Annotated in this window: 21 protein-coding genes, 1 pseudogene and 1 riboswitch; of the genes and pseudogenes, 12 read left to right on the forward strand and 10 right to left on the reverse strand. The window is 65.7% G+C overall.

Translation table 11 applies throughout. The annotated features are described in order from the left end of the window. Positions 1 to 956, reverse strand: a pseudogene (locus tag Q0S71_RS25760) (indolepyruvate ferredoxin oxidoreductase family protein); the annotation flags it as partial. 193 nt (positions 957 to 1,149) lie between these two features. Then, positions 1,150 to 2,283, reverse strand: a complete 1,134-nt coding sequence (gene hppD, locus Q0S71_RS25765) for a 4-hydroxyphenylpyruvate dioxygenase (RefSeq protein ID WP_296002088.1) — start codon at positions 2,281 to 2,283, stop codon at positions 1,150 to 1,152. Between the two features lie 127 nt (positions 2,284 to 2,410). On the opposite strand from hppD, the gene Q0S71_RS25770 reads away from it, so the two are divergent. Then, a complete protein-coding gene (locus Q0S71_RS25770) occupies positions 2,411 to 2,932 on the forward strand; it encodes an Lrp/AsnC family transcriptional regulator (RefSeq protein WP_296002089.1) in 522 nt (173 codons plus the stop codon). 19 nt (positions 2,933 to 2,951) lie between these two features. Here the strand turns inward: Q0S71_RS25770 and Q0S71_RS25775 are convergent, their stop codons facing one another. The 4 genes from Q0S71_RS25775 to Q0S71_RS25790 all read right to left on the reverse strand — a co-directional run bounded on the left by Q0S71_RS25775 (position 2,952) and on the right by Q0S71_RS25790 (position 7,742). Next, complete coding sequence (locus Q0S71_RS25775; protein ID WP_296002091.1) at positions 2,952 to 3,635, reverse strand: GNAT family N-acetyltransferase; 684 nt, start codon at positions 3,633 to 3,635, stop codon at positions 2,952 to 2,954. A gap of 79 nt (positions 3,636 to 3,714) precedes the next feature. After that, positions 3,715 to 4,986, reverse strand: coding sequence for a multifunctional CCA addition/repair protein (locus Q0S71_RS25780; protein WP_296002094.1), 1,272 nt, complete (start codon positions 4,984 to 4,986; stop codon positions 3,715 to 3,717). Positions 4,987 to 5,006: 20 nt separating this feature from the next. Continuing rightward, entirely contained in the window at positions 5,007 to 5,723 is a 717-nt protein-coding gene (locus Q0S71_RS25785; protein WP_296002095.1) for a glutathione S-transferase family protein, read from the reverse strand. 30 nt (positions 5,724 to 5,753) lie between these two features. Further along, a complete protein-coding gene (locus Q0S71_RS25790; protein ID WP_296002097.1) occupies positions 5,754 to 7,742 on the reverse strand; it encodes a lytic transglycosylase domain-containing protein in 1,989 nt (662 codons plus the stop codon). 62 nt (positions 7,743 to 7,804) lie between these two features. On the opposite strand from Q0S71_RS25790, the gene Q0S71_RS25795 reads away from it, so the two are divergent. Next, positions 7,805 to 8,368: a 5-formyltetrahydrofolate cyclo-ligase gene (locus Q0S71_RS25795; RefSeq protein WP_296002100.1), complete on the forward strand. Its 564-nt coding sequence runs from the start codon at positions 7,805 to 7,807 to the stop codon at positions 8,366 to 8,368. 156 nt (positions 8,369 to 8,524) lie between these two features. Here Q0S71_RS25795 and metF read toward each other — a convergent pair whose 3' ends face one another. The 3 genes from metF to ahcY all read right to left on the reverse strand — a co-directional run bounded on the left by metF (position 8,525) and on the right by ahcY (position 11,249). After that, positions 8,525 to 9,352, reverse strand: coding sequence for a methylenetetrahydrofolate reductase [NAD(P)H] (gene metF, locus Q0S71_RS25800; protein WP_296002103.1), 828 nt, complete (start codon positions 9,350 to 9,352; stop codon positions 8,525 to 8,527). Continuing rightward, positions 9,339 to 9,695: a phage holin family protein gene (locus Q0S71_RS25805; RefSeq protein WP_296002107.1), complete on the reverse strand. Its 357-nt coding sequence runs from the start codon at positions 9,693 to 9,695 to the stop codon at positions 9,339 to 9,341. Before Q0S71_RS25805 ends, metF begins: the two co-directional genes overlap by 14 nt. A 126-nt stretch (positions 9,696 to 9,821) precedes the next feature. After that, entirely contained in the window at positions 9,822 to 11,249 is a 1,428-nt protein-coding gene (gene ahcY / locus Q0S71_RS25810; protein ID WP_296002110.1) for an adenosylhomocysteinase, read from the reverse strand. Positions 11,250 to 11,275: 26 nt separating this feature from the next. Further along, positions 11,276 to 11,344, reverse strand: a riboswitch (S-adenosyl-L-homocysteine riboswitch). Between the two features lie 180 nt (positions 11,345 to 11,524). Between ahcY and Q0S71_RS25815 the strand changes: the two genes are divergently transcribed. Then, complete coding sequence (locus tag Q0S71_RS25815) at positions 11,525 to 12,034, forward strand: hypothetical protein (RefSeq protein ID WP_296002113.1); 510 nt, start codon at positions 11,525 to 11,527, stop codon at positions 12,032 to 12,034. A 193-nt stretch (positions 12,035 to 12,227) separates the two neighbouring features. Here Q0S71_RS25815 and metK read toward each other — a convergent pair whose 3' ends face one another. Beyond that, entirely contained in the window at positions 12,228 to 13,397 is a 1,170-nt protein-coding gene (gene metK / locus Q0S71_RS25820; protein WP_296002115.1) for a methionine adenosyltransferase, read from the reverse strand. A gap of 199 nt (positions 13,398 to 13,596) precedes the next feature. Between metK and Q0S71_RS25825 the strand changes: the two genes are divergently transcribed. From Q0S71_RS25825 to Q0S71_RS25865, 9 genes are all read left to right on the forward strand, one after another. Further along, a complete protein-coding gene (locus Q0S71_RS25825; protein ID WP_296002119.1) occupies positions 13,597 to 14,451 on the forward strand; it encodes a lysophospholipid acyltransferase family protein in 855 nt (284 codons plus the stop codon). Then, entirely contained in the window at positions 14,448 to 15,326 is an 879-nt protein-coding gene (locus Q0S71_RS25830; RefSeq protein ID WP_296002122.1) for a lipid A biosynthesis acyltransferase, read from the forward strand. Before Q0S71_RS25825 ends, Q0S71_RS25830 begins: the two co-directional genes overlap by 4 nt. 57 nt (positions 15,327 to 15,383) lie before the next feature. Next, positions 15,384 to 16,247, forward strand: a complete 864-nt coding sequence (dapF, locus tag Q0S71_RS25835; protein ID WP_296002125.1) for a diaminopimelate epimerase — start codon at positions 15,384 to 15,386, stop codon at positions 16,245 to 16,247. Positions 16,248 to 16,657: 410 nt separating this feature from the next. Further along, a complete protein-coding gene (locus Q0S71_RS25840) occupies positions 16,658 to 17,698 on the forward strand; it encodes a porin (protein ID WP_296002128.1) in 1,041 nt (346 codons plus the stop codon). A gap of 109 nt (positions 17,699 to 17,807) precedes the next feature. Further along, positions 17,808 to 18,479 (forward strand): DUF484 family protein, encoded by a 672-nt coding sequence (locus tag Q0S71_RS25845; protein WP_296002132.1) that lies wholly within the window; start codon positions 17,808 to 17,810, stop codon positions 18,477 to 18,479. A 7-nt stretch (positions 18,480 to 18,486) separates the two neighbouring features. Continuing rightward, positions 18,487 to 19,434, forward strand: a complete 948-nt coding sequence (locus tag Q0S71_RS25850; RefSeq protein WP_296002135.1) for a tyrosine recombinase XerC — start codon at positions 18,487 to 18,489, stop codon at positions 19,432 to 19,434. 158 nt (positions 19,435 to 19,592) lie between these two features. After that, a complete protein-coding gene (locus Q0S71_RS25855; protein ID WP_296002138.1) occupies positions 19,593 to 20,648 on the forward strand; it encodes a GTP-binding protein in 1,056 nt (351 codons plus the stop codon). A gap of 98 nt (positions 20,649 to 20,746) precedes the next feature. Then, positions 20,747 to 21,544: an RNA polymerase-binding protein DksA gene (dksA, locus tag Q0S71_RS25860; protein WP_296002141.1), complete on the forward strand. Its 798-nt coding sequence runs from the start codon at positions 20,747 to 20,749 to the stop codon at positions 21,542 to 21,544. Between the two features lie 172 nt (positions 21,545 to 21,716). Beyond that, positions 21,717 to 23,114 (forward strand): STAS domain-containing protein, encoded by a 1,398-nt coding sequence (locus Q0S71_RS25865; RefSeq protein WP_296002145.1) that lies wholly within the window; start codon positions 21,717 to 21,719, stop codon positions 23,112 to 23,114. Positions 23,115 to 23,124: the final 10 nt, after the last annotated feature.

Consider the following 23,124-nt stretch of genomic DNA (forward strand, 5'->3'; position numbering starts at 1 on the left):
TCGATGCCCAGGTCGGCCAGCGCCTGGCGCGTGTCGAGGTAGGATTTGCCGGCGGTGATGATGCCGATCTTCGGCTTCGGGCTGTCCCAGATAATCTTGTTCAGCTTATTGGCGCGCGCATAGGCCAGCGCGGCGTACCACTTGTAGCTGTTCATCCGCACTTCCATATCGAGCACGGTGTCGGGCCAGCGGATATTGAGGCCGCCCTCGGGCAGCGCGAAATCGGTCGGCGTGACGATCTGCACGCGGTCCGGGTCGAATTCGACGACGGCGCCGGACTCGATGATGTCGGTCACGCACTTCATCGACACCCACAGGCCGGTGTAGCGGCTCATGGCCCAGGCGTGCAGGCCGTAGTCGATATATTCCTGCACCGACGACGGATACAGCACCGGTATGCCGCAGGCGTTCAGGATGTGGTCCGACTGGTGCGCGGTGGACGAGGATTTGGCGGCGTGGTCGTCGCCGGCCAGCACCAGCACGCCGCCGAACTTGGCCGAGCCGGCGTTGTTGGCGTGCTTGAAGACGTCGCCGCAACGGTCGACGCCGGGGCCTTTGCCATACCACATGGAAAAGACGCCGTCGTACTTGGCGTCCTTGAACAAATTGGTTTGCTGCGTGCCCCAGACGGCGGTGGCGGCCAGGTCCTCGTTCATCCCGGGATGGAATTTGACGTGGTGCGCGTACAGGTATTTTTTGGCCTTCACGGCCGTCATGTCGACGCTGGTGACGGGCGAGCCGCGATAACCGGTGATGTAGCCGGCCGTGTTCAGGCCCGCCTTCAGGTCGCGCTCGCGCTGCATCATCGGCAGGCGGATCAGGGCCTGGGTGCCGGTCATGAAGGCGCGGCCGCGGTCGAGGGTCCACTTGTCGTCGAGGGTGATGTCGTCCGGATTCGAGTTCGAATTCGGGCTCATGCCTGGCTCCAGCTGCGAGCCCTTGTGAGGTGCGTTCATTACATAGTCTCCATTATTCTCTAAGCTTTGCGCAAGCCGGCCGGGTGGGCCGGGCTGCGCGCGATTCCGGCCCGCCTTGTGGGCGCGCGCGGAACGGAAAAATGATTTTTTTACAGGGTATCACAGGGCGGCGCCCGTCTGCGCGGTGCTGCCGTCCCTCAAACCTGGGGCGTCGATCCGGTCCCGGACTTTCTTAGGCGGTCGTCGTGCGGGTGTCTTCCAGCACGCCGCGCTTGATCTGGTCGAGTTCTATCGACTCGAACAGCGCGCGGAAATTACCTTCGCCGAAGCCCTGGTCGCCCTTGCGCTGGATGATCTCGAAGAAGATCGGACCGATCACGTTCTGCGTGAAGATCTGCAGCAGCAGCTCGCGTTCCGTCTCGGTGCTGGTGCCGTCGATCAGGATGCGCAGGCGGCGCAGGTCTTCCAGGCGCTCGCCGTGGTGCGGCAGGCGGCGGTTCACCAGCTCATAATAAGTCTCGATGGTGTCCTGGAACACGATGCCGGTATTCTTCATCTGCTCGATCGACGTGTAGATGTCGTCGGTGCCGAGGGCGATGTGCTGGATGCCTTCGCCGTGGTACTCGTTCAGGTATTCGGCGATCTGCGATTTGTCGTCCGACGATTCGTTGATCGGAATGCGGATTTTGCCGCAGGGCGAAGTCATGGCCTTCGACTTCAAACCGGTCAGCTTGCCCTCGATGTCGAAGTAGCGCACTTCGCGGAAGTTGAACAGGCGTTCGTAGAAATCGGCCCATTCCTTCATGCGGCCACGGTGCACATTGTGGGTCAGGTGGTCGATATAGGTCAGGCCGTTGCCGACCGGGTTGGCGACGGCGCCGGCGATGGCGACGAAGTCGACGTCGTAGATGCTGATGTCGCCGATGCCGCCCGGCGCCGCGGCGCCCGGCTTGTCGGCGCCCTTGCCGCGCCAGCGGTCGACGAAGTACAGCAGCGAATCGCCGACGCCCTTGATGGCGGGGATGTTCAGTTCCATCGGGCCGGTCTTGTTGTCGAAGCCCCAGGCGCCCAGTTCCAGCGCGCGCTTGTAGGTGTGCGCGGCGTCGTCGACGCGGATCGCGATGGCACACACGGACGGGCCGTGGTGGCGCGCGAAGCGCTGCGCGAACGAGTCCTGCTCGGCGTTGATGATGAAGTTGATGTCGCCCTGACGGTACAGCGTCACGTCCTTGTGGCGGTGGCGCGCGATGGGGGTGAAGCCCATGCTCTCGAACAGCGCGCCGAGCGCCTTGGGATCGGGCGCGGCGTATTCGACGAACTCAAAACCATCGGTGCCCATCGGGTTGTCCCACGGCTGGAATTTCATATGCGGTCTCCTTCTTGGAATAGCGCACAGTATAGTCCTGGCCGGGCGGCATTAAATTGCAAACAATTCCCCCGCGCCGATAATTTAAGCAATAATATTGCCTGAACATTCGCCAAACGAGGAATTCATGACCAAGATCGCGCTCGATAAAACGGACCGCAAAATTCTGTCCATCTTGCAGGCCGACGGCCGGCTGTCCAACCAGGACGTGGCCGAACTGGTCAACCTGTCGCCGTCGCCCTGCCTGCGCCGCATCAAGCGGCTGGAGGAGGCGGGCGTGATCCGCCAATACGTGGCGCTGCTCGACCCCGACAAGATCGGCCTCGGGCTGCTGGCGTATGTGAACGTACGGCTGGAAAAGCACAGCGACGCGGCGGCCCACAGCAACGCGCGCGCGCTCGGCGCGGCGCCGCCGGTGGCCTCGCCGCGCGCCGACTTCGCGGTCTCCGTCGAACAGTGGCCGGAAGTGGTGGCCTGCTACGCGATGACGGGCGAGATGGATTATCTGCTGCGGGTGCACGTGGAAGACATGGACCATTTTTCGCGCTTCATGATGGCGACGCTGCTGCGCCATCCGGCGGTGCTGGACGTGAAGTCCAGCTTCGCGCTGCAAAGGATCAAGGACACGACGGCGCTGCCGCTGGTGTGAGCGCCGGCGCCGGGCCGGCTCACTCGCTCTTGCGGCCGGGCAGGCGGTCCAGCCACTTGACGGCGGCGCGCTTGTTGGCCTTGTAGGCGTAATCGAGCATGGCCACCTGTTCCTCCATCGCCTCCTGCAGGACGCTGCCGGGATTGGGCGGCGGCAGCTTGAGGTAGGCGTCGGCCTCGCCATAGTCGCGGTGGATGGCCATGCCGGCTTTTTTCGCGATATGCATCATGGTCGCGTTGGACGACAGGCAGTGCATGTACAGCGTGTCGATATCGTTGTTGCGGCAGTGGATGGCGGCCCGTTCGAACAACTTGCTGCCGACGCCCATGCCGCGCATGGAGTGCGCCACCGAGACGCCGAATTCGGCCACGCGCTCCTTGTCGGTGGCGGCGCTTTTGCGCGGCGACGCGTCCCGCGGCGCGAACGCCAGGTGGCCGACGGCGACCAGCTTGAACACGCGGTTGTAGACGCCGAACACCATGTCGCGCGCGAAGTCGATGCCGTTGACGTATTTGGCGACCTGCTCGTCGGGCACGATGGCGCCGAAGCGCAGCAGGCGGTCGCGGCTTTCCAGCGCCAGGAAGTGCTTGACCATGCGGCGGCGGTCGCGCTCCTTGAGCTCCTTGACGCGCACCGTCGGCCGCGCCGCGCCGCCCTTGAACCAGCGTCCCAGCGGATTTTGAAACAGGTCGATCGAACTCATAGCACTCCATCCGGCGTCGATGGTGCAGCGCACCATCGGGCATTGTATCGCAAGCCCGCCCTCGCTGCCGGCGGCGCGCTTAAAGGGCGGCGGCCGCCGGCGGCGCCGCGTCGTCGTCTTCGATGGCGCCGATGGCCAGCTTGACGGCGCCGACGCGGGCCCGGTGGATGCGCTCCGGGATGCGCTGCGGCTGGTCGGCGCTGGCCTGGGCGATGTCGCCGGCGTTGACGGCGCGCGCGGCCGCCATCGCGCTTTCCAGATAGGCCAGTTGGGGGAAGGGCTGGTCGGCAAAACTCGCACTGGCGCCGATGCGGCCGCGCGAATCGCATTCGGTCGCCAGCAGCATCTGGCTGAAACGGGCCGGCTTGCGGAAGGCGTCGCAGCGCTCCAGCAGGGTGACGATGGTGTTGGCGCGCAGGACCAGAGCGCGGCCGACGTTGCCGTGTTCGCGCGCCGTCATCACGGCCAGGTCGCGGCAGTCGGTGGGCACCTTCAGGCGCTTGCAGACCTGTTCCACCAGCGGCACGCCGAGGCCCTCGTGGCCGTGGTGGGCCGGCCATTTGTCGGCCGGCGTCACGCCCTTGCCCAGGTCGTGCATCAGGCAGGCGAAGCGCGTCGGCAGCTCCAGGCCGCGCGCGGCGGCGCAGTCGAGCACCTGCAGCATGTGGACCCCGGTGTCGATCTCGGGGTGGTACTGCGGCGGCTGCGGCACGCCCCACAGCGCGTCGAGCTCCGGCAGGATGCGCGCCAGCGCGCCGCAGTCGCGCAGCACCTCCAGCATGCGCGAGGGCCGGTCCTCCATCAGCCCGCGCGACAGTTCCTGCCACACGCGCTCGGGCACCAAAGCGTCGACCTCGCCCTGCGCCACCATCTGCCGCATCAGCGCATTGGTTTCCGGGGCGATGACGAAATCGGCATAACGGGCGGCGAAGCGGGCGATCCGCAAAATGCGCACCGGGTCTTCGGCGAAGGCCTCGGAGACGTGGCGGAAGATGCGCTGCTCGATGTCGCGGCGGCCGCCGTAAGGGTCGGTCAGCGTGCCGTCCGGCGCCTGCGCGATGGCATTGACGGTGAGGTCGCGCCGCACCAGGTCCTGTTCCAGCGTGACGTCGGGCGAGGTGTGGAACACGAAGCCGCGGTAGCCGGGCGCGGTCTTCCTTTCGGTGCGGGCCAGCGCGTACTCCTCCTGCGTGCGCGGGTGCAGGAACACGGGGAAGTCCTTGCCGACGGGACGGAAGCCCTGGCGCAGCATGTCTTCCGGGGTGGCGCCGACGACCACGTAGTCGCGGTCCTTGACCGGGCGGCCCAGCAGCGCGTCGCGCACGGCGCCGCCGACCGTATATATTTTCATCTCGGGCATGGCGCTGGCGATCAGGGCATCTCGGCGTCGTGCTTGGGCGCCGTTTCGGTTTCGGCCAGCGCCTCGGCGACCCAGCGCGCCACGGCCGGATGGGCCAGCACCCGCTCGCAATAGGCGTTCAGCGCCGGCGCCAGCGTCACGCCGTAGGTGCGGAAGCGCGCCACCACCGGCGCGTAATAGGCGTCGGCGATGGAGAACTCGCCGAACAGGAACTGGTGCTGGCCGCCGAAGCGCGACAGGCAATCCTCCCAGATTTCGCTGATGCGGCCGATGTCGGCCTGGGCGCCGTTGGTGCGGCCCTTGCCCGGACAGCGGGCCTTGATATTCATCGACATGGCGTTGCGCAGGTCGGCGAAGCCGGCGTGCATCTCGGCGCAGATCGAGCGCGCCATCGCGCGCGCGGCCACGTCCTGCGGCCACAGGCCCAGCTCCTGGAACTGCTCGGCCAGATATTCGCAGATGGCCAGGCTGTCCCAGATCGTCATCTCGCCGGCCAGCAGCACCGGCACCCGGCCGCAGGCCGAATACGAGGCGATCTTGGCGGCCGTGTCGTCGCAGTCGAGCAGCACGCGCACTTCCTGGAAGGGGATGCCGAAGGCCGTCATCGCCACCCACGGCCGCATCGACCAGGACGAATAATTCTTGTTGCCGATGATGAGCGTCAGGCCCGGCTCGCGCGCGGCGGCCAGTGCTTGCGACAGGGTGGGATCGAGTTCGGTGGTTTGCATGGTGTCGTCCGTGGTTTTTATAGGGGGTCTTCAGCGGCCGCCGAAGCTCGTTTCCTGTTCTTCCTGCGCGCTGTAGCCTTTCGGCGCGACGCTGCCCAGGCGCGCCTTGAGCGACTGCGGCCGGCCTTCGAACAAGGCCGCGTAGTAGGCCGTGTTCGACATCACGTTGCGCACATAGGCGCGGGTTTCGACGTAGGGGATGGACTCGATGAAGATGGCGCTTTCCATCGGCCCGGTCAGCGTCGAGCGCCAGGTGCGCAGCCGTCCGGGGCCGGCGTTGTAGGCGGCCGTGGCCAGCACTTCGGAGCCGTCCATATTCCCCAGCACGATGTTCATATAGCTGGCGCCGAGCAGGATGTTGGTGTGGACGTCGCTCAGCATGTCCTGCACGAAGTCGGCCAGGCCGATTTTTTTCGCGACCCAGCGCCCGGTCGACGGCATCACCTGCATCAGGCCCGAGGCGCCGACGCTCGATTGCGCGTCCATGATGAAGCGCGACTCTTGCCGGATCAAGCCATAGACCCAGGCCTGGTCCAGGCCCAGCGTCTGCGTGGTGCTGCGCATGATGTCGTTGTGCGGCGCCGGGAAGCGCTGCGTGTAGTCGACCTGGATGCGGGTGCGCTCCGAGGTGCTGACCATGCGGTCCAGGATATTGTTCTGGCGCGCGAATTCGGCGGCGGCCAGGTGTTCGCGTTCGCTCAGGCCGCGCAGCGACCAGTTCCACTCGCGCGTGCCCTCGAAGCGCAGCCGCATGCCGAAGAATTTGAGCGCGCGCTGGAAGCCGGGATTGGCGGCGATGGGCGCGATTTCGGCCGCCGAGATGGGCGCGCCGGCCGGCGGGATCGTGATGAGGCGGCCGGTTTCCTCCAGCGCCAGCTGGCCGTAGAAATTCGACTGCTCGGCGATGCCGCGGAACAGCTGCAGCGCCTCGCCGCTGGCGGCGCCGGTCGGGCCGGTGGCGCCGTCGGCCATCAGCGCGCGGCCCAGCCAGTAGGTCCACGCCGGATCGGCGCGCAGCGCGGGCGGCATGGCGCGGATGTCGGCCTTCACTTCCTGCCAGTCGCCGTCGCGCAGCGCGTAGCGCGTCTTCCATTGCAGGGCGTCGTTCGACAGCGGCGCGCCGCTGGACTTGCGCCAGTAGCCGCGCGTTTCCGGCGCCAGCGTGTACGACGATTGCAGCGCGATGTTGGCCCAGCCCTGGGCCTGTTCCTGCGCGCTCAGGCGCGGCGCCGCCTTGTTCAGCGCCAGCACCGCCAGCTTGACGCTGGTCTTGGCCATGCGGCCGATGGCGACCAGGTAAATTTCGTGTTCGGCCTGGCCGCCGCCCATGCCCTTGGCCAGCGCGATGGCCGGCAAGTCGATCGCCTGCGCGATTTTTTTCTCGGAGCCGCCCAGCAGCGCCATGGCGCGCCGGGCCGGCCCCGTGGCGTCGAATTCGCCGGCCAGGCGCACCTGCGTCCACAGGTCGTTGTTGTCGAACTGGCCGGCCAGCGCCAGCGTGGCGATCAGGCCGGAGCAGCCGTCGCCGTAGAGGGGCGGATTGACCAGCAGCGCGCGCGCCTCGTCGGCCACCTTCTGGCCCTTGAGCGCGCGCGATTGCAGCGCGTAGCATTTGACCTGGATGTCGTCGTTGAGCGCGAACAGCGGCAGCTGCTCGTCGAAGGTGGCCCAGTCGCGGCGCCGGCCCAGGTCCAGCAGCCAGTCGTTGCGCAGGCGGTCGGCGATGGCGCTGCCGGCGTAGCGGTTCAGGAAATCGCGCAGGTCGGCGTAGCTGACGTCACGGAAGTGGGATTTGAGCCGATAATAGTCGACATAGGACGGGATGGAATACGCGCCCAGTTTGGCCGCGTAAAAGTCGGCCTTGACGGCATCGTCCTGGCGCACGGCGTCGCGCAGCAGCAGGAAGGCGTCATCGTCCTTGCGGGCGTCGATTGCGCTGTCGTCGGCGTGGGCCAGACCGGTGGCGACGCTGGCCAATACGACGGCGGCGCCGGCTATCCATTTCGAAGCGTAAATCAATGTGCAACTCTCTTTAGTCTTGAAGCCAGAATATGACCAGCGACCCTAGAATACCACGCGCCATGACCGATCCACCAGCCCCGGCGGCCCTCGCCAAGGCGCAATTGCGGGCCCGCTTGCTGGCGGCGCGGCGCGGCGTCGACGCGGCCACCAAGGCCGTGTGGGACCGCGCCATCGCGGCGCGGGTGCTGGCGTGGGCGCGTGAGCAGAATGTCGCGGCGCTGGGCGTGTATTGGCCGCTGCGCGATGAGCCCGATCTGCACGCGGCCTATGCGGAACTGGCGCGGTTGGGCGTGCGCCTGCTGCTGCCGGTGGTGGTGGAACGGCACGCGGCGCTGGAGTTCGCGCAGTGGCAAATCGGCGAGGCCATGGTCAGGGACCAGATGGGCGTGGCGGTGCCGGCGCAGTTGCGGATGGAGGCGGCGCCGCCGGCCTTGCTGGTGCCCTGCCTCGGCTTTAACCGCGGGCGCTACCGGCTCGGCTATGGCGGCGGTTTCTACGACCGCACGCTGGCGCGCCAACCCAGGCCGAAGACGGTGGGGGTGGCGTACGCGTGCCTGGAGGCGGACTTCGACAACGACGCGCACGATGTCGCGCTGGATTTGGTGTTGACCGAGGCGCGCTAGGCGCAGCCGAAAATGCGGTAGGCCACGGTTTCGGAAAACGGGGTCAGACCACGGTTTCGAATGAATCTCTCGAAACCGTGGTCTGACCCCGTCGCTACGCCCCGTCGCTGCATCCTGTCGTTACAGGCCGGCTGCGCGAGGTATCGTCAGCGCTGCTTACACCAGCCGCTGCCACAGCGCCGTCGTCGCGGCGGCCTGGTTCATGCTGTAGAAGTGCAGGCCCGGCGCGCCGCCGGCCAGCAGGCGTTCGCACAGCGCCGTCACCACGTCGAGCCCGAAGGCCTTGATGGAGGCACTGTCGTCGCCGAAGCTGGCCAGTTTCAGCCGCACCCAGCGCGGGATCTCGGCGCCGCACATGTCGGAAAAGCGCATCAGCTGCGTGTAGTTCGTGATCGGCATGATGCCGGCGACGATGGGCACGTCGATACCGAGCCTGGCGGTCTGCTCGACGAACTGGAAATAGGCGTCGGCGTTGTAAAAATACTGGGTGATGGCGGCGTCCGCGCCGGCCTTGACCTTGCGCTCGAAGGCCAGCAAATCGTCTTGCGGCGACCGGGCCTGCGGGTGCACTTCGGGATAGGCCGCCACTTCGATGTGGAACCAGTCGCCCGTTTCGGCGCGGATGAATTCGACCAGCTCGTTGGCGTAGCGGAACTGGCCGCTGGCGCCGTAGCCGCTGGGCAGGTCGCCGCGCAGCGCCACCACGCGCTTGATGCCGTGCGACTTGTATTCGTCGAGCACGGCGCGGATCGACTCGCGCGTGCCGCCGACGCAGGACAGATGCGGCGCGGCCTGTTCGCCGGCGGCCATGATGTCGCGCACGGTGTCGAGCGTGCCTTGCTGTGTGCTGCCGCCGGCGCCGAAGGTGACGGAAAAATAGCGCGGGTGCAGTTCGGAGAGCTGGGCGCGCGTGGCGCGCAGTTTCTCCGCGCTTTCCGCCGTCTTGGGCGGGAAGAATTCGATGCTGAAGTTAGGAGCGTCCATGGGATTTGCTTAAGAGGATGGTGGACAAGGCCCAGGAAATCACGCTGTACAGCAGGGCGCCGGCGATGGCGGACCAGAAGCTGTCGACGTGGAAGCCGTCGACCAGTTGCGCGGTCAGCCAGAACATGAAGCCGTTGATGACGAAGATGAACAGGCCCAGCGACAGCATCGTCACGGGCAGCGTCAGCACCAGCAGCGCGGGGCGGATCAGCGTGTTGACCAGGCCGAGGATCAGGGCCGCGACCAGGGCCGCACCGATGCTCGTGACATCGATGGAATGCATCAGGTAAGGCAGCGCCATCAGGGCCACCGCATTGATTAACCAGGTAAGGACCAAACGCATAAGTGGCTCGAAGATAGTGGCTCGAATTCGGGGGGTGTCGCAAACGGGCGCCGATGAAAACAGGGCCGGCGATGTGGCCGGCCCCGCTTCATGGCAGGTGGCTAGCCCGCGGGGTGTCACGCCATATTAATAGCGGTAGTGCTCCGGCTTGTACGGACCGGCTTGCGACACGCCGATGTAGCCGGCCTGTTCCTCGGTCAGCACGGTCAGTTGCGCGTTGAGTTTTTTCAGTTGCAGGCGCGCGACTTTTTCGTCCAGGTGTTTCGGCAGCACGTAGACGCCGACCGGATACTTTTCGATGTGCGTGAACAGCTCGATCTGGGCGATGGTCTGGTTGGCGAACGAGGAGCTCATCACGTACGACGGGTGGCCCGTGCCGCAGCCCAGGTTCACCAGGCGGCCTTCGGCCAGCAAGATGATGCGCTTGCCCGACGGGAAGATCACGTGGTCGACCTGCGGCTTGATGTTGTCCCACTCGTATTTCTTCAGCGCGGCGACGTCGATCTCGTTGTCGAAGTGGCCGATGTTGCAGACGATGGCCTGGTCTTTCATGGCCAGCATGTGCTGCTCGGTCAGGATGTGATAGTTGCCGGTGCAGGTGACGAAGATGTCGCCGTGTTCGGCCGCGTAATCCATGGTGACGACGCGGTAGCCTTCCATCGCCGCCTGCAGGGCGCAGATCGGATCGATTTCCGTGACCCACACCTGGGCCGACAGCGCGCGCATGGCCTGGGCCGAGCCCTTGCCGACGTCGCCGTAGCCGGCGATGACGGCCACTTTACCGGCGATCATGACGTCGGTGGCGCGCTTGATGCCGTCGACCAGCGATTCGCGGCAGCCGTACAGGTTGTCGAATTTCGACTTGGTGACGGAATCGTTGACGTTGATGGCCGGGAAGGCCAGCTTGCCCTCCTTGTGCATCTGGTACAGGCGGTGCACGCCGGTGGTGGTTTCCTCGGTCACGCCCATCACCTGCGGCAGACGCTTGGAGTACCAGTGGGCGTCGATGGCCAGATGGGTCTTGATGGCGTTGAACAGGCAGATCTCTTCTTCCGAACCGGGGTTGGCCAGCACCGACATGTCGGTCTCGGCGCGGGTGCCCAGGTGCAGCAGCAAGGTGGCGTCGCCGCCGTCGTCGAGGATCATGTTCGAGTAGACCGGGGCGCCGGAGGCGTCTGCCGGCCAGTCGAAGATGCGGTGGGTGTAGTCCCAGTATTCGTCCAGCGTTTCGCCCTTGACGGCGAACACCGGCGTGCCGGCGGCGGCGATGGCGGCGGCGGCGTGGTCCTGGGTCGAGTAGATGTTGCAGGAGGCCCAGCGCACGACGGCGCCCAGCGCTTCGAGCGTCTGGATCAGCACGGCGGTCTGGATCGTCATGTGCAGCGAACCGGTGATGCGCGCGCCCTTGAGCGGCTGGGCGGCGGCGAATTCCTCGCGGATCGCCATCAGGCCCGGCATTTCGGTTTCAGCGATCTTGATTTCTTTGTTGCCCCATGCGGCCAGGGTCATATCGGCGATGAGGTAATCTGTTGCGGATTTGAGTACGGCGTTCATCACGCCCTCCTTTCAGTTAGAAAAAAGTAACGTGAGCGCGGTTGCAGATTCCGAGCCTGGCGAATCGGTGATTCGTCGCAACGCTCCTCGGAAGGTGCATTCTAGCACCGTTGGAAACGGCTGACGACGCGGTGGGGCAAAAAAATCGCCGGACGCGCGGCAGAAGTTGCACGCCTCGGCGCCGGCCTTGAGCGGAATCAGATCGCCGCCGGACTGCCGCTCAGGGACTACACGTAAGCCTATAGTGATTTTTTATCCGCAAATGAGCCTCTATCATGGACCCACGCGACGCCATCTGGGACGGGACGACCAAGCTGCTCTACAACGTCAACTATGCGGAAAAAATCGAACAGGCATTGCTGGCACGCTGGACCTGGATGGATAGCATTACCAAGATAGCCGTGGCGATCTCATCAGCCAGCGCCGCGCTGGCCGGCCTCGTATTTTGGAAAAATCCAAACTATACTTTTCTATGGCCGTTGTTTACATCGGCCAGTACCCTGCTCGCTATCGTATCGAAGCAGCTATCCGTCACGGACAAGGTGACGCAGCACGCCACCTGCGCCGCAGAGCTGGCATCATTGGCAGTCGATATCGATAGCCTCATGGTACGCATGCGTATCAATGCGGAATTCCCCATTGCCGACTACACAAAAAAATTAATGGTCCGCATGGATAAGTACCGTTTCATTTACAGTGAACTAAAATACGATTTACTACTCACAGAGAGAGTGCGCGCTCGGGCGCAACAAAAAATCGATACCCAGGTCGCTGACTGGCATTAGGAGAACTCAAATGAACAACGATGATTTCCGACGCAAATACCTGCCCCCCAATCCGCCGCCGCCACTACCGGCGCGCCCCAAATAAACGGCCCATGCAAAACGCCCCGGATCGCGAGATGCCGGGGCGTTTTGCTTTGCGGCTCTATGGCAGAGCCTGCTTAGCCGCTGAGCGGCTCAGCAGCAGTTTACTTGCTTACTTCAGGCCGGCGGCCTCGCGCAGGATGGCGGCCTTGTCGGTGCGCTCCCACGTGAATTCCGGCTCTTCGCGGCCGAAGTGGCCGTAGGCGGCGGTCTTTTGGTAGATCGGGCGCAGCAGGTCCAGCATCAGCACGATGCCTTTCGGACGCAGGTCGAAATGTTCCATCACCAGTTCGGCGATCTTGTCGTCCGAAATCACGCCCGTGCCTTCGGTGTAGACGGTGATGTTGATCGGCTTGGCCACGCCGATGGCGTAGCTGACCTGCACCTGGCACTGGCGCGCCAGGCCGGCGGCGACCACGTTCTTGGCCACGTAGCGGGCCGCGTAGGCGGCCGAGCGGTCGACCTTGGACGGATCCTTGCCCGAGAACGCGCCGCCGCCGTGCGGGCTGGCGCCGCCGTAGGTGTCGACGATGATCTTGCGGCCGGTCAGGCCGCAATCGCCCTGCGGGCCGCCGATGACGAAGCGGCCGGTCGGATTGACCAGGTAGCGGGTTTCCTTGAGCCACTCGCGCGGCAGCACCTGCTTGATGATCTCTTCGATCACCGCTTCTTCGATCTGCTTGTGGCTGACGTCCGGCGCGTGCTGGGTCGACAGCACGACCGTGTCGACGGCGACCGGGCGGCCGTTGATGTAGCGCAGCGTGACCTGCGACTTGGCGTCCGGACGCAGCCACGGCAGGCGGCCGTCCTTGCGCAGCTGCGACTGGCGCTCGACGAGGCGGTGGGCGTAGTGGATGGCGGCCGGCATCAGCTCGGCCGTTTCATCGCAGGCGTAGCCGAACATCAGGCCCTGGTCGCCGGCGCCCTGGTCGAGGTCGATACCGGCGCCTTCGTCGACGCCCTGGGCGATGTCGGGCGACTGCTTGTCGTAGCCGACCAGCACGGCGCAGCCGCGGTAGTCGATGCCGTAGTCGGTGTTGTCGTAGCCGATGCGCTTGATGGTTTCGCGCGCCACTTGAATATAATCGACGTTGGCGTGGGTGGTGATTTCACCGGCCAGCACCACCAGACCCGTGTTGCACAGGGTTTCGGCGGCGACGCGCGCCTTCGGATCCTGGGCCAGGATGGCGTCGAGGATGGCGTCGGAAATTTGGTCGGCGACCTTGTCCGGGTGACCTTCGGACACGGATTCGGAAGTGAAAAGATAATCGTTGGAAGACATTGCAAGCTCCTGAAACTGGTTTTGAACAAATGTCGCCAACCAATGACGGCTTGCGACGCTTTAGCGATATTTATATTCCGCTTCGCAAGTTGTCTATTAACTCAGCGGTGACTCATACGTGGTATTTTACGCTTCTTAAAAAATTTTTGCCTAAGCAAAATACAGTCTGTCGGCAACCATCAACAAAACTGATCCACTCATGCTCGTTCCCATCTTTCGTTTCCTCTCCCTGTTTCCCCTGCCCCTGCTGCACGCCCTGGGCGCCGCGCTGGGCTGGCTGGTCTACCTCGCTTCGCCGTCCTACCGGCGGCGCATGCGCAACAACCTGGCCCAGGCCGGCTTTTCGCAACATCTGCCGGCCGCCATCGCCGAAGCCGGTAAAAGCATACTCGAACTGCCCTTCATCTGGTGCGCCGCGCCGGAACGCGTGTCGCGCCGCGCCAACGATGTCAACTGGGACATCGTGCAAACCGAGCTCGACGCCGGTCGCGGCATCGTCTTCCTCACGCCCCACCTCGGCTGCTTTGAAATCGTGGCCCAGGAAATCGCCCTGCGCACCGAGCTGATGGTCATGTATCGGCCGCCCAAGCAAGAAACTTTAAAGCCGCTGATCGAAGGCGCGCGCGCGCGCAAGAATCTGCTGCTGGCGCCGGCCACCATGGCGGGCGTGCGCATGCTGGCCAAGACGCTGAAAAAAGGCAAGCCCATCGGCCTGCTGCCGGACCAGGTGCCGCAGGAGGGCGAAGGCGTGTGGGCCGCGTTCTTCGGGCGCCAGGCTTACACGATGACGCTGCCGGCCAAGCTGGCCCAGCTGGGCGACGCCACCGTCATCGTCACCTACGCCGAGCGCCTGCCGCGCGGCAAAGGCTATCTGATCCGCTTCGTGCCCTTCGAAGGCACGCTGGACGGCACGCCGGCCGAGCAGGCGCGCGCCATCAACGCCGCCATGGAAAGCCTGATCGCGCGCAGCCCGGCGCAATACTACTGGAGCTACAACCGCTACAAGGTGCCGCACGGCATCGCCGCGCCGGACGCCGCCCGGGAGGCCGCATGAAGCTACTGCTCGGTTTCGTGTGGCTGCTGCATTGGCTGCCGCTGCCGCTGCTGGGCCGCTTCGGCGACGCCGTCGGCAGCCTGCTGTTCCTCGTCATGCGGCCGCGGCGCCACATCGCGCTGACCAATTTGCGCCTCTGCCTGCCCGAGCTGAGCGAGGCCGAGCGCGTCGCCATCGCGCGCCGCCATTTCCAGGCCTATTCGCGCAGCGTGTGGGAACGCGGCATTTTGTGGTGGGCCTCGGAAGCGCGGCTGCGGCGCCTGATCCAGGTCGAGCCGGGCCCGGTGCCGGTGGCCGCCATGACGTCCCGGCCGACCATCCTGCTGTGCCCGCACTTCGTCTGCCTCGACGTGGCCGGCGCCTCGATCGCGATGGTGGCCAGCGCCTCGTCGATGTATGTGCAGCAAAAGAACGCCACCTTCGACCAGGTGTTGCGCAAAGGCCGCGCCCGCTTCAAGCCGGTCAAGCTGTTCACGCGCCAGGACGGCATCAAGCCGATTCTGCGCGCGCTGCGCGACCACCTGCCCTACTTCATGCTGCCGGACATGGACTTCGGCGAGAAGGATGCAGAGTTCGTCCCCTTCTTCGGCGTGCCGGCCGCGACGCTGACGGCCACCGCCCGCATCGCCTCGGCCACCGGGGCCCAGGTGATGCCGGTGATCGCCACCTTCCTGCCCAATTATCGTGGCTGGCGCGTCAAATTCTATCCGGTGTGGGACAATTACCCCGGCCCCGACATGGCCGCCGCCACGCTGCGCATGAACCAGTTCATCGAGGAGCGCGTGCGCGAAGCGCCGGCCGAATATTTCTGGACCCATAAGCGCTTCAAGACACGGCCGAACGGCGAACCGTCGCTGTACCTGGCCGCCGACTGAGCACGCGGTCCCCGGGCCGCACACTCGGCCATCACCTAGCCCACCACTGACGACACGATGAAACTCAAATTCACCAAGATGCACGGCGCCGGCAACGACTTCATCGTCATCGACGCCATCAACCAGCACATCGATTTCACGGCCGACCAGTGGCGCCGGCTGGCCGACCGCCGCTTCGGCATCGGCGCCGACCAGATCCTGGTGGTGCAGACGTCGGCGCTGCCGGGCTGCGACTTCCGCTACCGCATCTACAACGCCGACGGCGGCGAAGTCGAGCAATGCGGCAACGGCGCCCGCGCCTTCGTCAAATTCGTCGCCGAGCAGGGCTTGACGGAGCGCCGCAGCATCACCGTTGAAACGCTGGCCGGTGTCATCGCGCCGCGCCTGGAAGCGGACGGCAACATCACCGTCGACATGGGCGCGCCCGTGCTCGACGCGGCCGCCGTGCCCTTCGACGCCGACGGCCTGGTCGGCGAGTCCCAGGGCCGCGACACGCTGTGGCCGCTGGTGCTGGAGCTGGGCGGCGTCAAGGAAACGGTACTGGTATCGGCCGTGTCGATGGGCAATCCGCACGCGGTGCAGGTGGTGGCCGACGTCGACACCGCGCCCGTCGAACTGAGCGGCCCGCTGATCGAGCACCACCCGCGCTTCCCGGCCCGCGTCAACGCCGGCTTCATGCAGATCGTCGACCGCGGCCACATCCGGCTGCGCGTGTTCGAGCGCGGCGCCGGCGAAACGCTGGCCTGCGGCACCGGCGCCTGCGCCGCCGTCGTGGCCGGCATCCGGCGCGGCCTGCTCGACTCGCCGGTGCGCGTCGACGCGCGCGGCGGCCAGCTGTCGATCGCCTGGGCCGGCGACGGCCTGCCGGTCTTGCTCAGCGGCCCGGCCGTGACCGTGTTCGAAGGCGAAATCGACATCTAAGGCGCCGCGTTCCGGTCCTGCGCTTCCCGCCGCCATCGGCGGCACCGGCGCGCGCCCCGCCGCGCCCTTCCCCCATCGCCACCACCCTGCGCGCCGCGCTCGAGCGGCGTCGCGGCGTGCCGTGCCTGGCGGCCGGCCTTCATGGCATGCCGACGGCGGCTTGCGCTCGTCCCTTGCCGCCGCCCCCTGGCGGTCTCGGCCGCCTTGGCACCCCCTGCCGGCCCGACTTGTGGCGCGCACGCCGCACCCCAGCCCGCTAAGCGTCCAGACCTTGATGAGACGCAAATATTAGCCCATGCCTTGCCGTGTACGCTGGGGTTCCTGTCGGCGCAAAGACAAGCAAGGCCAGGCACGGCACCGGCCCTGCAAGGCGCTTGAAAAGTCGTCGTTCACTCTCAAGGGAACAACCCATGAAAAAATCTTTAGTGATCCTGGCACTGCTGGCCGCTTCCGCCGCCACGGCGCAAGCGCAATCGAACGTGGCCATCTACGGCACCATCGATTCGGGCATCAACAAGGCCACCGGCACCACCCTGGCGGTCGGCAAGCGCGACAACAACAAGCTCGGCTTCAAAGGCGTGGAAGACCTGGGCGGCGGCCTGAGCGCGCTGTTCCAGCTCGAAATCCGCTTCGAGCCCGACACCGGCGCCGTCGAAAACACCACCACCACCACCTACCGCCCGCTGTTCCAGGGCCAGAGCCGGGTCGGCCTGCAAGGCGGCTTCGGCACGCTGCGCTTCGGCCGCGGCCTGAGCGCCTACCAGGAAACCTCGATCACCTTCGAGCCGTGGTCCGGCATGCCGACGCCGGCCGGCTTCATGACCGACCTGCAAGTGGCCGGCTACACCAGCGACCCGCTGAGCGCGGCCGGCAATTCGCGCAACCGCTTCTCGAACGCGGTGTTCTACAACAGCCCGCTGTTCTTCGGCGTCGGCCAGATCAACGTCACCTATGGCACGAAGGAAGCCAACGGCAATCCCGCCATCATCGGCCGCGGCACGGCGCTGGCGCCGCAGTTTCCGGCCAATTCGCCGCCCGCCGAGGCGCCGTATTCGGTGTCGGGCACCATCCTCAGCGGCCCGCTGGGCTTGATGGCGGCCTACGAAAAGAACGGCGTCGAGACCGACATCTGGTCGGTGGGCGCCTCCTACAAGCCGATCAACCCGCTCAAGCTGATGGTCACCTACCAGCGCCAGAACCAGGATTACACGCTGCCCTTCAATCCGGCCACGCGGGCCTGGGTGATAGGCGCCAACTACCTGGTCGGCCCCGGCAAGGTGCTGGCCGGCTTCGGCCGCAAGTCGCCCGACGGCGTGACCATGACGCGCCAGTATTCGCTCGGCTACGAATACAATCTGTCGGTGCGCACCTATCTGTACTCCGACATTTCGACCCGCCACGCCGACAACCACGTCAATTACTACAGCCTGGGCATCCACCACAATTTCTGAGCGCGGACGGACATGGCGGCCATGTCCGTTTTTTTGTCGCGCGCGGCCCATGGCGCCGGGGCCGGCGTCGGGTAAAATGCGATCTGCTCCCTCACCGACCCCAAGCTCAATGACCGCCATCCTGGAATCCCATCTCGTCGCCCAATACCTGCACGAGCATCCCGACTTTTTCGAAGAACATGCCGCCTTGTTGGGCGAGATTAAATTGTCCAGCCCGCTGACCGGCCGCGCCGTGTCCTTGCAGGAACGGCAAATGGAAGTGATGCGCGACAAGTACAAGGCGCTGGAACTGCGCATGTCCGAGCTGATGCGCCTGGCCGCCGAGAACGAGGCCATCGCCAACAAATTCCACCGCTGGACCCAGACCCTGCTGCAGGCGGACGACGTGGCCGCGCTGCCGCGTGCCGTGGCCGACGGCATCAAGACCAGCTTCGACGTGCCGCAGGTGACGTTGCGCCTGTGGAACACGGCGCCCGACTACGCCGGCGCCTGGTTTGTCGACGGCGTGTCCGACGACGCCCGCCTGTTCGGCGCCGGCCTGGCCGCGCCCTATTGCGGCGCCAACAACGACTTCGAGGCCGTGCGCTGGCTCGACGACGCCGCCGCCGTGCGCTCGACCGTCATCATCCCGCTGCGCCGGCCCGGCAGCAAGGGCGGCGCCTTCGGCCTGCTGATCCTCGGCTCGCCCGACACCGAACGCTTCACCGCGCTGATGGCGACCGACTTCCTGGTCCACATCGGCGAGACCGCCAGCACCGCGCTGGCGCCGCTGCTCGCCTGAGGCCGCGATGGACGCCGCGCCCGCCGCTCTGAACTGGATAGATGCTTATCTGGCACAGCTGAAGACGCAGCGCCAACTGTCGCCGCACACCTGCGCCGCCTACGCGCGCGACCTGCATGAGCTGCTGGTCCTGAGCGGCGTCGCCGAGTGGACGCAACTGCGCCACGCGGACGTGCGGCGCCTGACCTTCACGCTGCACAGCCGGGGCCTGGAGCCGCGCTCGATCGCGCGCAAGCTGTCGAGCTGGCGCGGCTTTTTCAACTGGCTGGGCGGACAAACGGCGCTGGCCGCCAATCCGGTCGACGGCGTGCGCGCGCCGAAACGCGCCAAAACGCTGCCGCGCGCGCTGTCGGTGGACGACGCCGTCCACCTGGTCGCGCCGGCCGCGCACGCCGGCCGCGCGCCCGAGCCCGTCGAACTGTGCAACACCGCCATGTTCGAGCTGCTGTATTCGAGCGGCCTGCGGGTCTCCGAATTGACCGGCCTCGACGTCGCCTACCGCAAGGCCGACGCCAACGGCCCCGCGTCGCCGGGCTGGATAGACGCCGAGGCCGGCGAGGTCATCGTCACCGGCAAGGGCGGCAAGATGCGCAAAGTGCCCGTCGGCGGCCCCGCGCTGACGGCGCTGGCGGCCTGGCTGGCGGTGCGGCCGGCGCCCGCCGACGGCAGCCATGCCCTGTTCCTGAGCGCGCGCGGCGGCCGCATGACGCCGCGCGTGGTGCAGCTGCGGCTCAAAGCCCATGGCCAAAAAGCCGGCACGCCGGTCAGCGTCCACCCGCACATGCTGCGCCACTCCTTCGCCTCGCACGTGTTGCAATCGTCGGGCGACTTGCGCGCCGTGCAAGAGATGCTGGGCCATGCCAGCATCACCTCGACCCAGGTCTACACCGCGCTCGATTTCCAGCACCTGGCCCTGGTCTACGACAAGGCGCACCCGCGCGCCAAGATCAAATAAGGCGCGCAAGCGACCCGCCACCTTGCGCGACGGGCAACGGTCGGCAACAGCGCGCGCCGTAGCCACCGTGGCGTTTGCAAGGTTTTCCAGAATTCCGGCATAATCGGCCGCTGATCCACGATCGGCGCATTTTCCATACTACGTATCGGCTAGCAATCATGGCACTTATACCCACCACCATCCTGACCGGCTTCCTCGGCGCCGGCAAAACGACGCTGCTCAACCGCATCTTGCAGGAAGACCACGGCCAGCGCATCGCCGTGATCGAAAACGAGTTTGGCCAGGAAAATATCGACAACGAAATCCTGGTCCAGGGCAGCAGCGAACACATCGTGGAAATGAACAACGGCTGCATCTGCTGCACCGTGCGCGGCGACCTGATCGTGGCGCTGACGTCGCTGGCGCAAAAGCGCGAAGCCGGCCTGTTGCATTTCGACCGCGTCGTCATCGAGACCACCGGGCTGGCCAATCCCGGCCCGGTGGCGCAGACCTTCTTCGTCGACGAGGAAGTGGGCACTTACTATATGCTCGACGCCATCGTCACCGTCGTCGATGCGCGCCACGCGATGGCCCAGCTCGACGAACACGAGGAAGCCCAGCGCCAGGTCGGTTTCGCCGACAAGCTGCTGCTGTCGAAAACCGACCTGACCACGCCGGACCAGCTGGCGCTGCTGCTGCCGCGCCTGAAGCGCATCAACCCGCGCGCGCCCATCGTCACGGCCGACTTCGGCCGCACGCCGCTGACCGAGGTGCTCGACATCCGCGGCTTCAACCTGAACGAGAAACTGGAGCTGGACCCGGACTTCCTCGCCACCGAGGAGGCGCACGCGCACCACGAGCACGACCATGAACACGCCGATCATTGCGACCACCCCAGCCACGATCACAGCCGCGACCACCACCACAGCCGCCACGCCGACGACATCGCCGCCTTCGTCTTCAAAAGCGCCCGCCCCTTCGATGCGGCGCGGCTGGAGGAATTCCTCAACGGTTTGATTCAAGTCTACGGCCCGCGCATGTTGCGCTACAAAGGCGTCTTGTGGATGGAGGGCGGCGCGCGCAAGGTCGTGTTCCAGGGCGTGCACCAGATTATGGGCAGCGACGTCGGCGCCCTTTGGGGCGAAAACGACGTCCGTGGCAGCAAAATGGTGTTTATTGGTAAAAATCTACCGAAAGATATCTTTATTAGCGGATTGGAACAATGTTTGGTATAAACTATCCGGGTTTTACGGGGGCGGCCCCGGTCGGCCCCGCGGTATCGGCGACGATGTGAACGCGTCTTTCCAACGCTGCAACAAATCGGGATGGCAATATGAAGCAAAGCGTGCCAAAATCAGCCCGAACTATACGGTCCGCCCCGGCGGCGCACGACGCACCTGATCTGTCCGCCCTGAAGGCGGTGGCGACGGCGCTGGCAGCCAAACTGTGCGGTACGCCGGCCGTACCGGTCCGGTCCGCCCAGCCCGGCGCTTCCACCTCAGGCATAAACAACGCGCCGCTAGCGCAGGCGAGTACGAAACGGGAACAAGGCGCCAAGAAAGCAAGCGCAGGACTCTCCGGCCAGCTCATACGGGCCGAAACGGATACCGGACCAGTTGACGGCGCAGTTGCCGCACCAGCTGATCAATTTGAAAACTCTGTCGTATCGAAGGTAAGCGAAGTGATGACTAAAACTAATAAATCGACCCCCGCCGCCAGCGACCGCATCCTGACCGATGAAGAAATTCTGAAGATGGATGAAAAGGACTACATGAACGCGGCGCAACTGGCGTTTTTCAAGGCCAAATTGCAGGCGCTTGAAAAAGAGCTGTTGAAAAACGCCGGCGAGACCACCGAGCACCTGCGCGAAACCGTGCTGGTGCCGGACCCGGCCGACCGCGCCACCATCGAGGAAGAGCATGCGCTGGAACTGCGCACCCGCGACCGCGAACGCAAGCTGCTCAAGAAGGTGCAGCAGTCCATCGTCGCCATCGATGGCGGCGACTATGGCTGGTGCGAAGAAACGGGCGAGCCCATCGGCGTGCCCCGTTTGATCGCCCGCCCGACCGCCACGCTGTCGCTGGAAGCCCAGCAGCGCCGCGAACTGAAGCAAAAACTGTACGGCGACTGATTTCCCCCTCCCCCGACATGAAAGACACGCGATGCCCTCGCGTGTTTTTTTTCGACCTTTTTTTTGTTTCAACACGTGACAGCGGACGGCAACGGTTTGCCCATCGGCTACACTATCAGTCCGGCGCCATCGCAGCGCGCCGCATCGCGTTCCGGCGCATAACGAGGCCACGGTGGGATTGTTTTCCATTTTCAAGAAAACCGGCGCTACACCGACGGAGCCCGTCCCCACGCCCCCCGAAGAGAGCGCGCGCCTGGACGCCAACAGCGAACTGGCGCGCCTGAACACGCAAGCCTTGCAGCGCGACATCGCGCGCGCCACGGCCATGAAAATCGACGCCATCGAATCGGCCATGGCCTTCGACATCTTCAACACGCCGGAGCCGGCCTGGGGCAGCCGCCCGCCGCGCCCGGCCAAGCCGGCCGAATCGGCCCCGGCCGCCACCGACGAATCCGCCGAGGCGCCGCCCGACACGGTCGCGGCGGCCGACGACGACGGCAATGCCGACGCCGACGATCCGGCCACGCTGCCGCTGATCGATGAAGCGACCACCGAACTGCTGGACGAGGAAGACTTGCCACTGAGCACGGTCATGGCCGAAAGCGCCTCCGTGGTCGAGGAAATCGCCGTCCTCTACGCCAGCGGCCAGCAGGCCGTCGCCGAGCAGATGCTGGTGGCCAACCTGCCGGCCTGCGGCGGACAGGACCGCACCATCTGGTGGATGTTGTTCGACCTGTACCAGATCGGCGGCCGCCAGGACGCCTTCGACAACCTGTCGATCGACTACGCCAGCTGCTTCGAGACGTCGCCGCCGGCCTGGAACGCGGTGGCCGCCGCCGAAGCGCCGGCCGACAGCTACAGCGGCGTGGCGCCGACCGAAGCCTTCGCCGGCGTGCTCGACGGCGCCATCGCGCCGCAGCTGGAGCGCCTGCGGCAACTGGCCGCCGGCAGTCCGGTGCTGCGGCTGGAATTCAACCGCATCACCAGCGTCGAGCCGGACGGCTGCGCCCTGCTGCTGGCCGCGCTGCAAAGCCTGCAACGGCAGCAGCGCGAGCTGATCGTGGTGGCCGCCGCCGAGCTGGTCGAGCTGATCCGCCCCATCATCGCCGTCGGCCGCCGCGACGAGGGCGCCGCGCCCTGGCTGCTGTTGCTGGAACTGCTGCAATTGCTGAACCGCGAAAAAGATTTCGAGGAAAGCGGCATGGATTACTGCGTCACCTTCGAAGTGTCGCCGCCGTCCTTCGTCGCGCCGCAAAAAGTCGCCATGGCCGCCAGGCAGCACGTGTCGGCCTCGCCCGACCGCTTCATGCTGCCGCCCGTGATAGAAGGCAATCTCGACACTTTACTGGCCGCCATCGGCGACTATGCCGCACAATATCCCGCCATGGTGTTCGACTGTTCGCGCCTGAGCCGGCTGGAATTGGGCGCCGCCAACCAGCTGCTGGCCCAACTGCAAACGCTGGCGGCCGGCCGCAGGCTGGAGTTCCGCGACGTCAACCACCTGGTGACGGCGCTGCTGCGGCTGCTGGGCTACGCGGAACTGGCCAGGATTTATCCGCACAAGTATTAAGCGCGCAGGT

The sequence above is a fragment of the Rugamonas sp. genome (assembly GCF_025354735.1).
Classification (GTDB): Bacteria; Pseudomonadota; Gammaproteobacteria; order Burkholderiales; family Burkholderiaceae_D; genus Rugamonas.

What these genes read in the sequence shown, in the direction of transcription:
- Q0S71_RS25795 (WP_296002100.1), top strand. Translation starts at nt 7,805, where the DNA reads ATGACCGATCCACCAGCCCCGGCGGCCCTCGCCAAGGCGCAATTGCGG.
- Q0S71_RS25785 (WP_296002095.1), bottom strand. Translation starts at nt 5,723, where the DNA reads ATGCAAACCACCGAACTCGATCCCACCCTGTCGCAAGCACTGGCCGCC.
- Q0S71_RS25780 (WP_296002094.1), bottom strand. Translation starts at nt 4,986, where the DNA reads ATGAAAATATATACGGTCGGCGGCGCCGTGCGCGACGCGCTGCTGGGC.
- metF (WP_296002103.1), bottom strand. Translation starts at nt 9,352, where the DNA reads ATGGACGCTCCTAACTTCAGCATCGAATTCTTCCCGCCCAAGACGGCG.
- metK (WP_296002115.1), bottom strand. Translation starts at nt 13,397, where the DNA reads ATGTCTTCCAACGATTATCTTTTCACTTCCGAATCCGTGTCCGAAGGT.
- Q0S71_RS25855 (WP_296002138.1), top strand. Translation starts at nt 19,593, where the DNA reads ATGGCACTTATACCCACCACCATCCTGACCGGCTTCCTCGGCGCCGGC.
- Q0S71_RS25850 (WP_296002135.1), top strand. Translation starts at nt 18,487, where the DNA reads ATGGACGCCGCGCCCGCCGCTCTGAACTGGATAGATGCTTATCTGGCA.
- Q0S71_RS25830 (WP_296002122.1), top strand. Translation starts at nt 14,448, where the DNA reads ATGAAGCTACTGCTCGGTTTCGTGTGGCTGCTGCATTGGCTGCCGCTG.
- Q0S71_RS25805 (WP_296002107.1), bottom strand. Translation starts at nt 9,695, where the DNA reads ATGCGTTTGGTCCTTACCTGGTTAATCAATGCGGTGGCCCTGATGGCG.
- Q0S71_RS25770 (WP_296002089.1), top strand. Translation starts at nt 2,411, where the DNA reads ATGACCAAGATCGCGCTCGATAAAACGGACCGCAAAATTCTGTCCATC.
- dapF (WP_296002125.1), top strand. Translation starts at nt 15,384, where the DNA reads ATGAAACTCAAATTCACCAAGATGCACGGCGCCGGCAACGACTTCATC.
- Q0S71_RS25845 (WP_296002132.1), top strand. Translation starts at nt 17,808, where the DNA reads ATGACCGCCATCCTGGAATCCCATCTCGTCGCCCAATACCTGCACGAG.
- Q0S71_RS25775 (WP_296002091.1), bottom strand. Translation starts at nt 3,635, where the DNA reads ATGAGTTCGATCGACCTGTTTCAAAATCCGCTGGGACGCTGGTTCAAG.
- dksA (WP_296002141.1), top strand. Translation starts at nt 20,747, where the DNA reads ATGAAGCAAAGCGTGCCAAAATCAGCCCGAACTATACGGTCCGCCCCG.
- hppD (WP_296002088.1), bottom strand. Translation starts at nt 2,283, where the DNA reads ATGAAATTCCAGCCGTGGGACAACCCGATGGGCACCGATGGTTTTGAG.
- Q0S71_RS25840 (WP_296002128.1), top strand. Translation starts at nt 16,658, where the DNA reads ATGAAAAAATCTTTAGTGATCCTGGCACTGCTGGCCGCTTCCGCCGCC.
- Q0S71_RS25815 (WP_296002113.1), top strand. Translation starts at nt 11,525, where the DNA reads ATGGACCCACGCGACGCCATCTGGGACGGGACGACCAAGCTGCTCTAC.
- ahcY (WP_296002110.1), bottom strand. Translation starts at nt 11,249, where the DNA reads ATGAACGCCGTACTCAAATCCGCAACAGATTACCTCATCGCCGATATG.
- Q0S71_RS25825 (WP_296002119.1), top strand. Translation starts at nt 13,597, where the DNA reads ATGCTCGTTCCCATCTTTCGTTTCCTCTCCCTGTTTCCCCTGCCCCTG.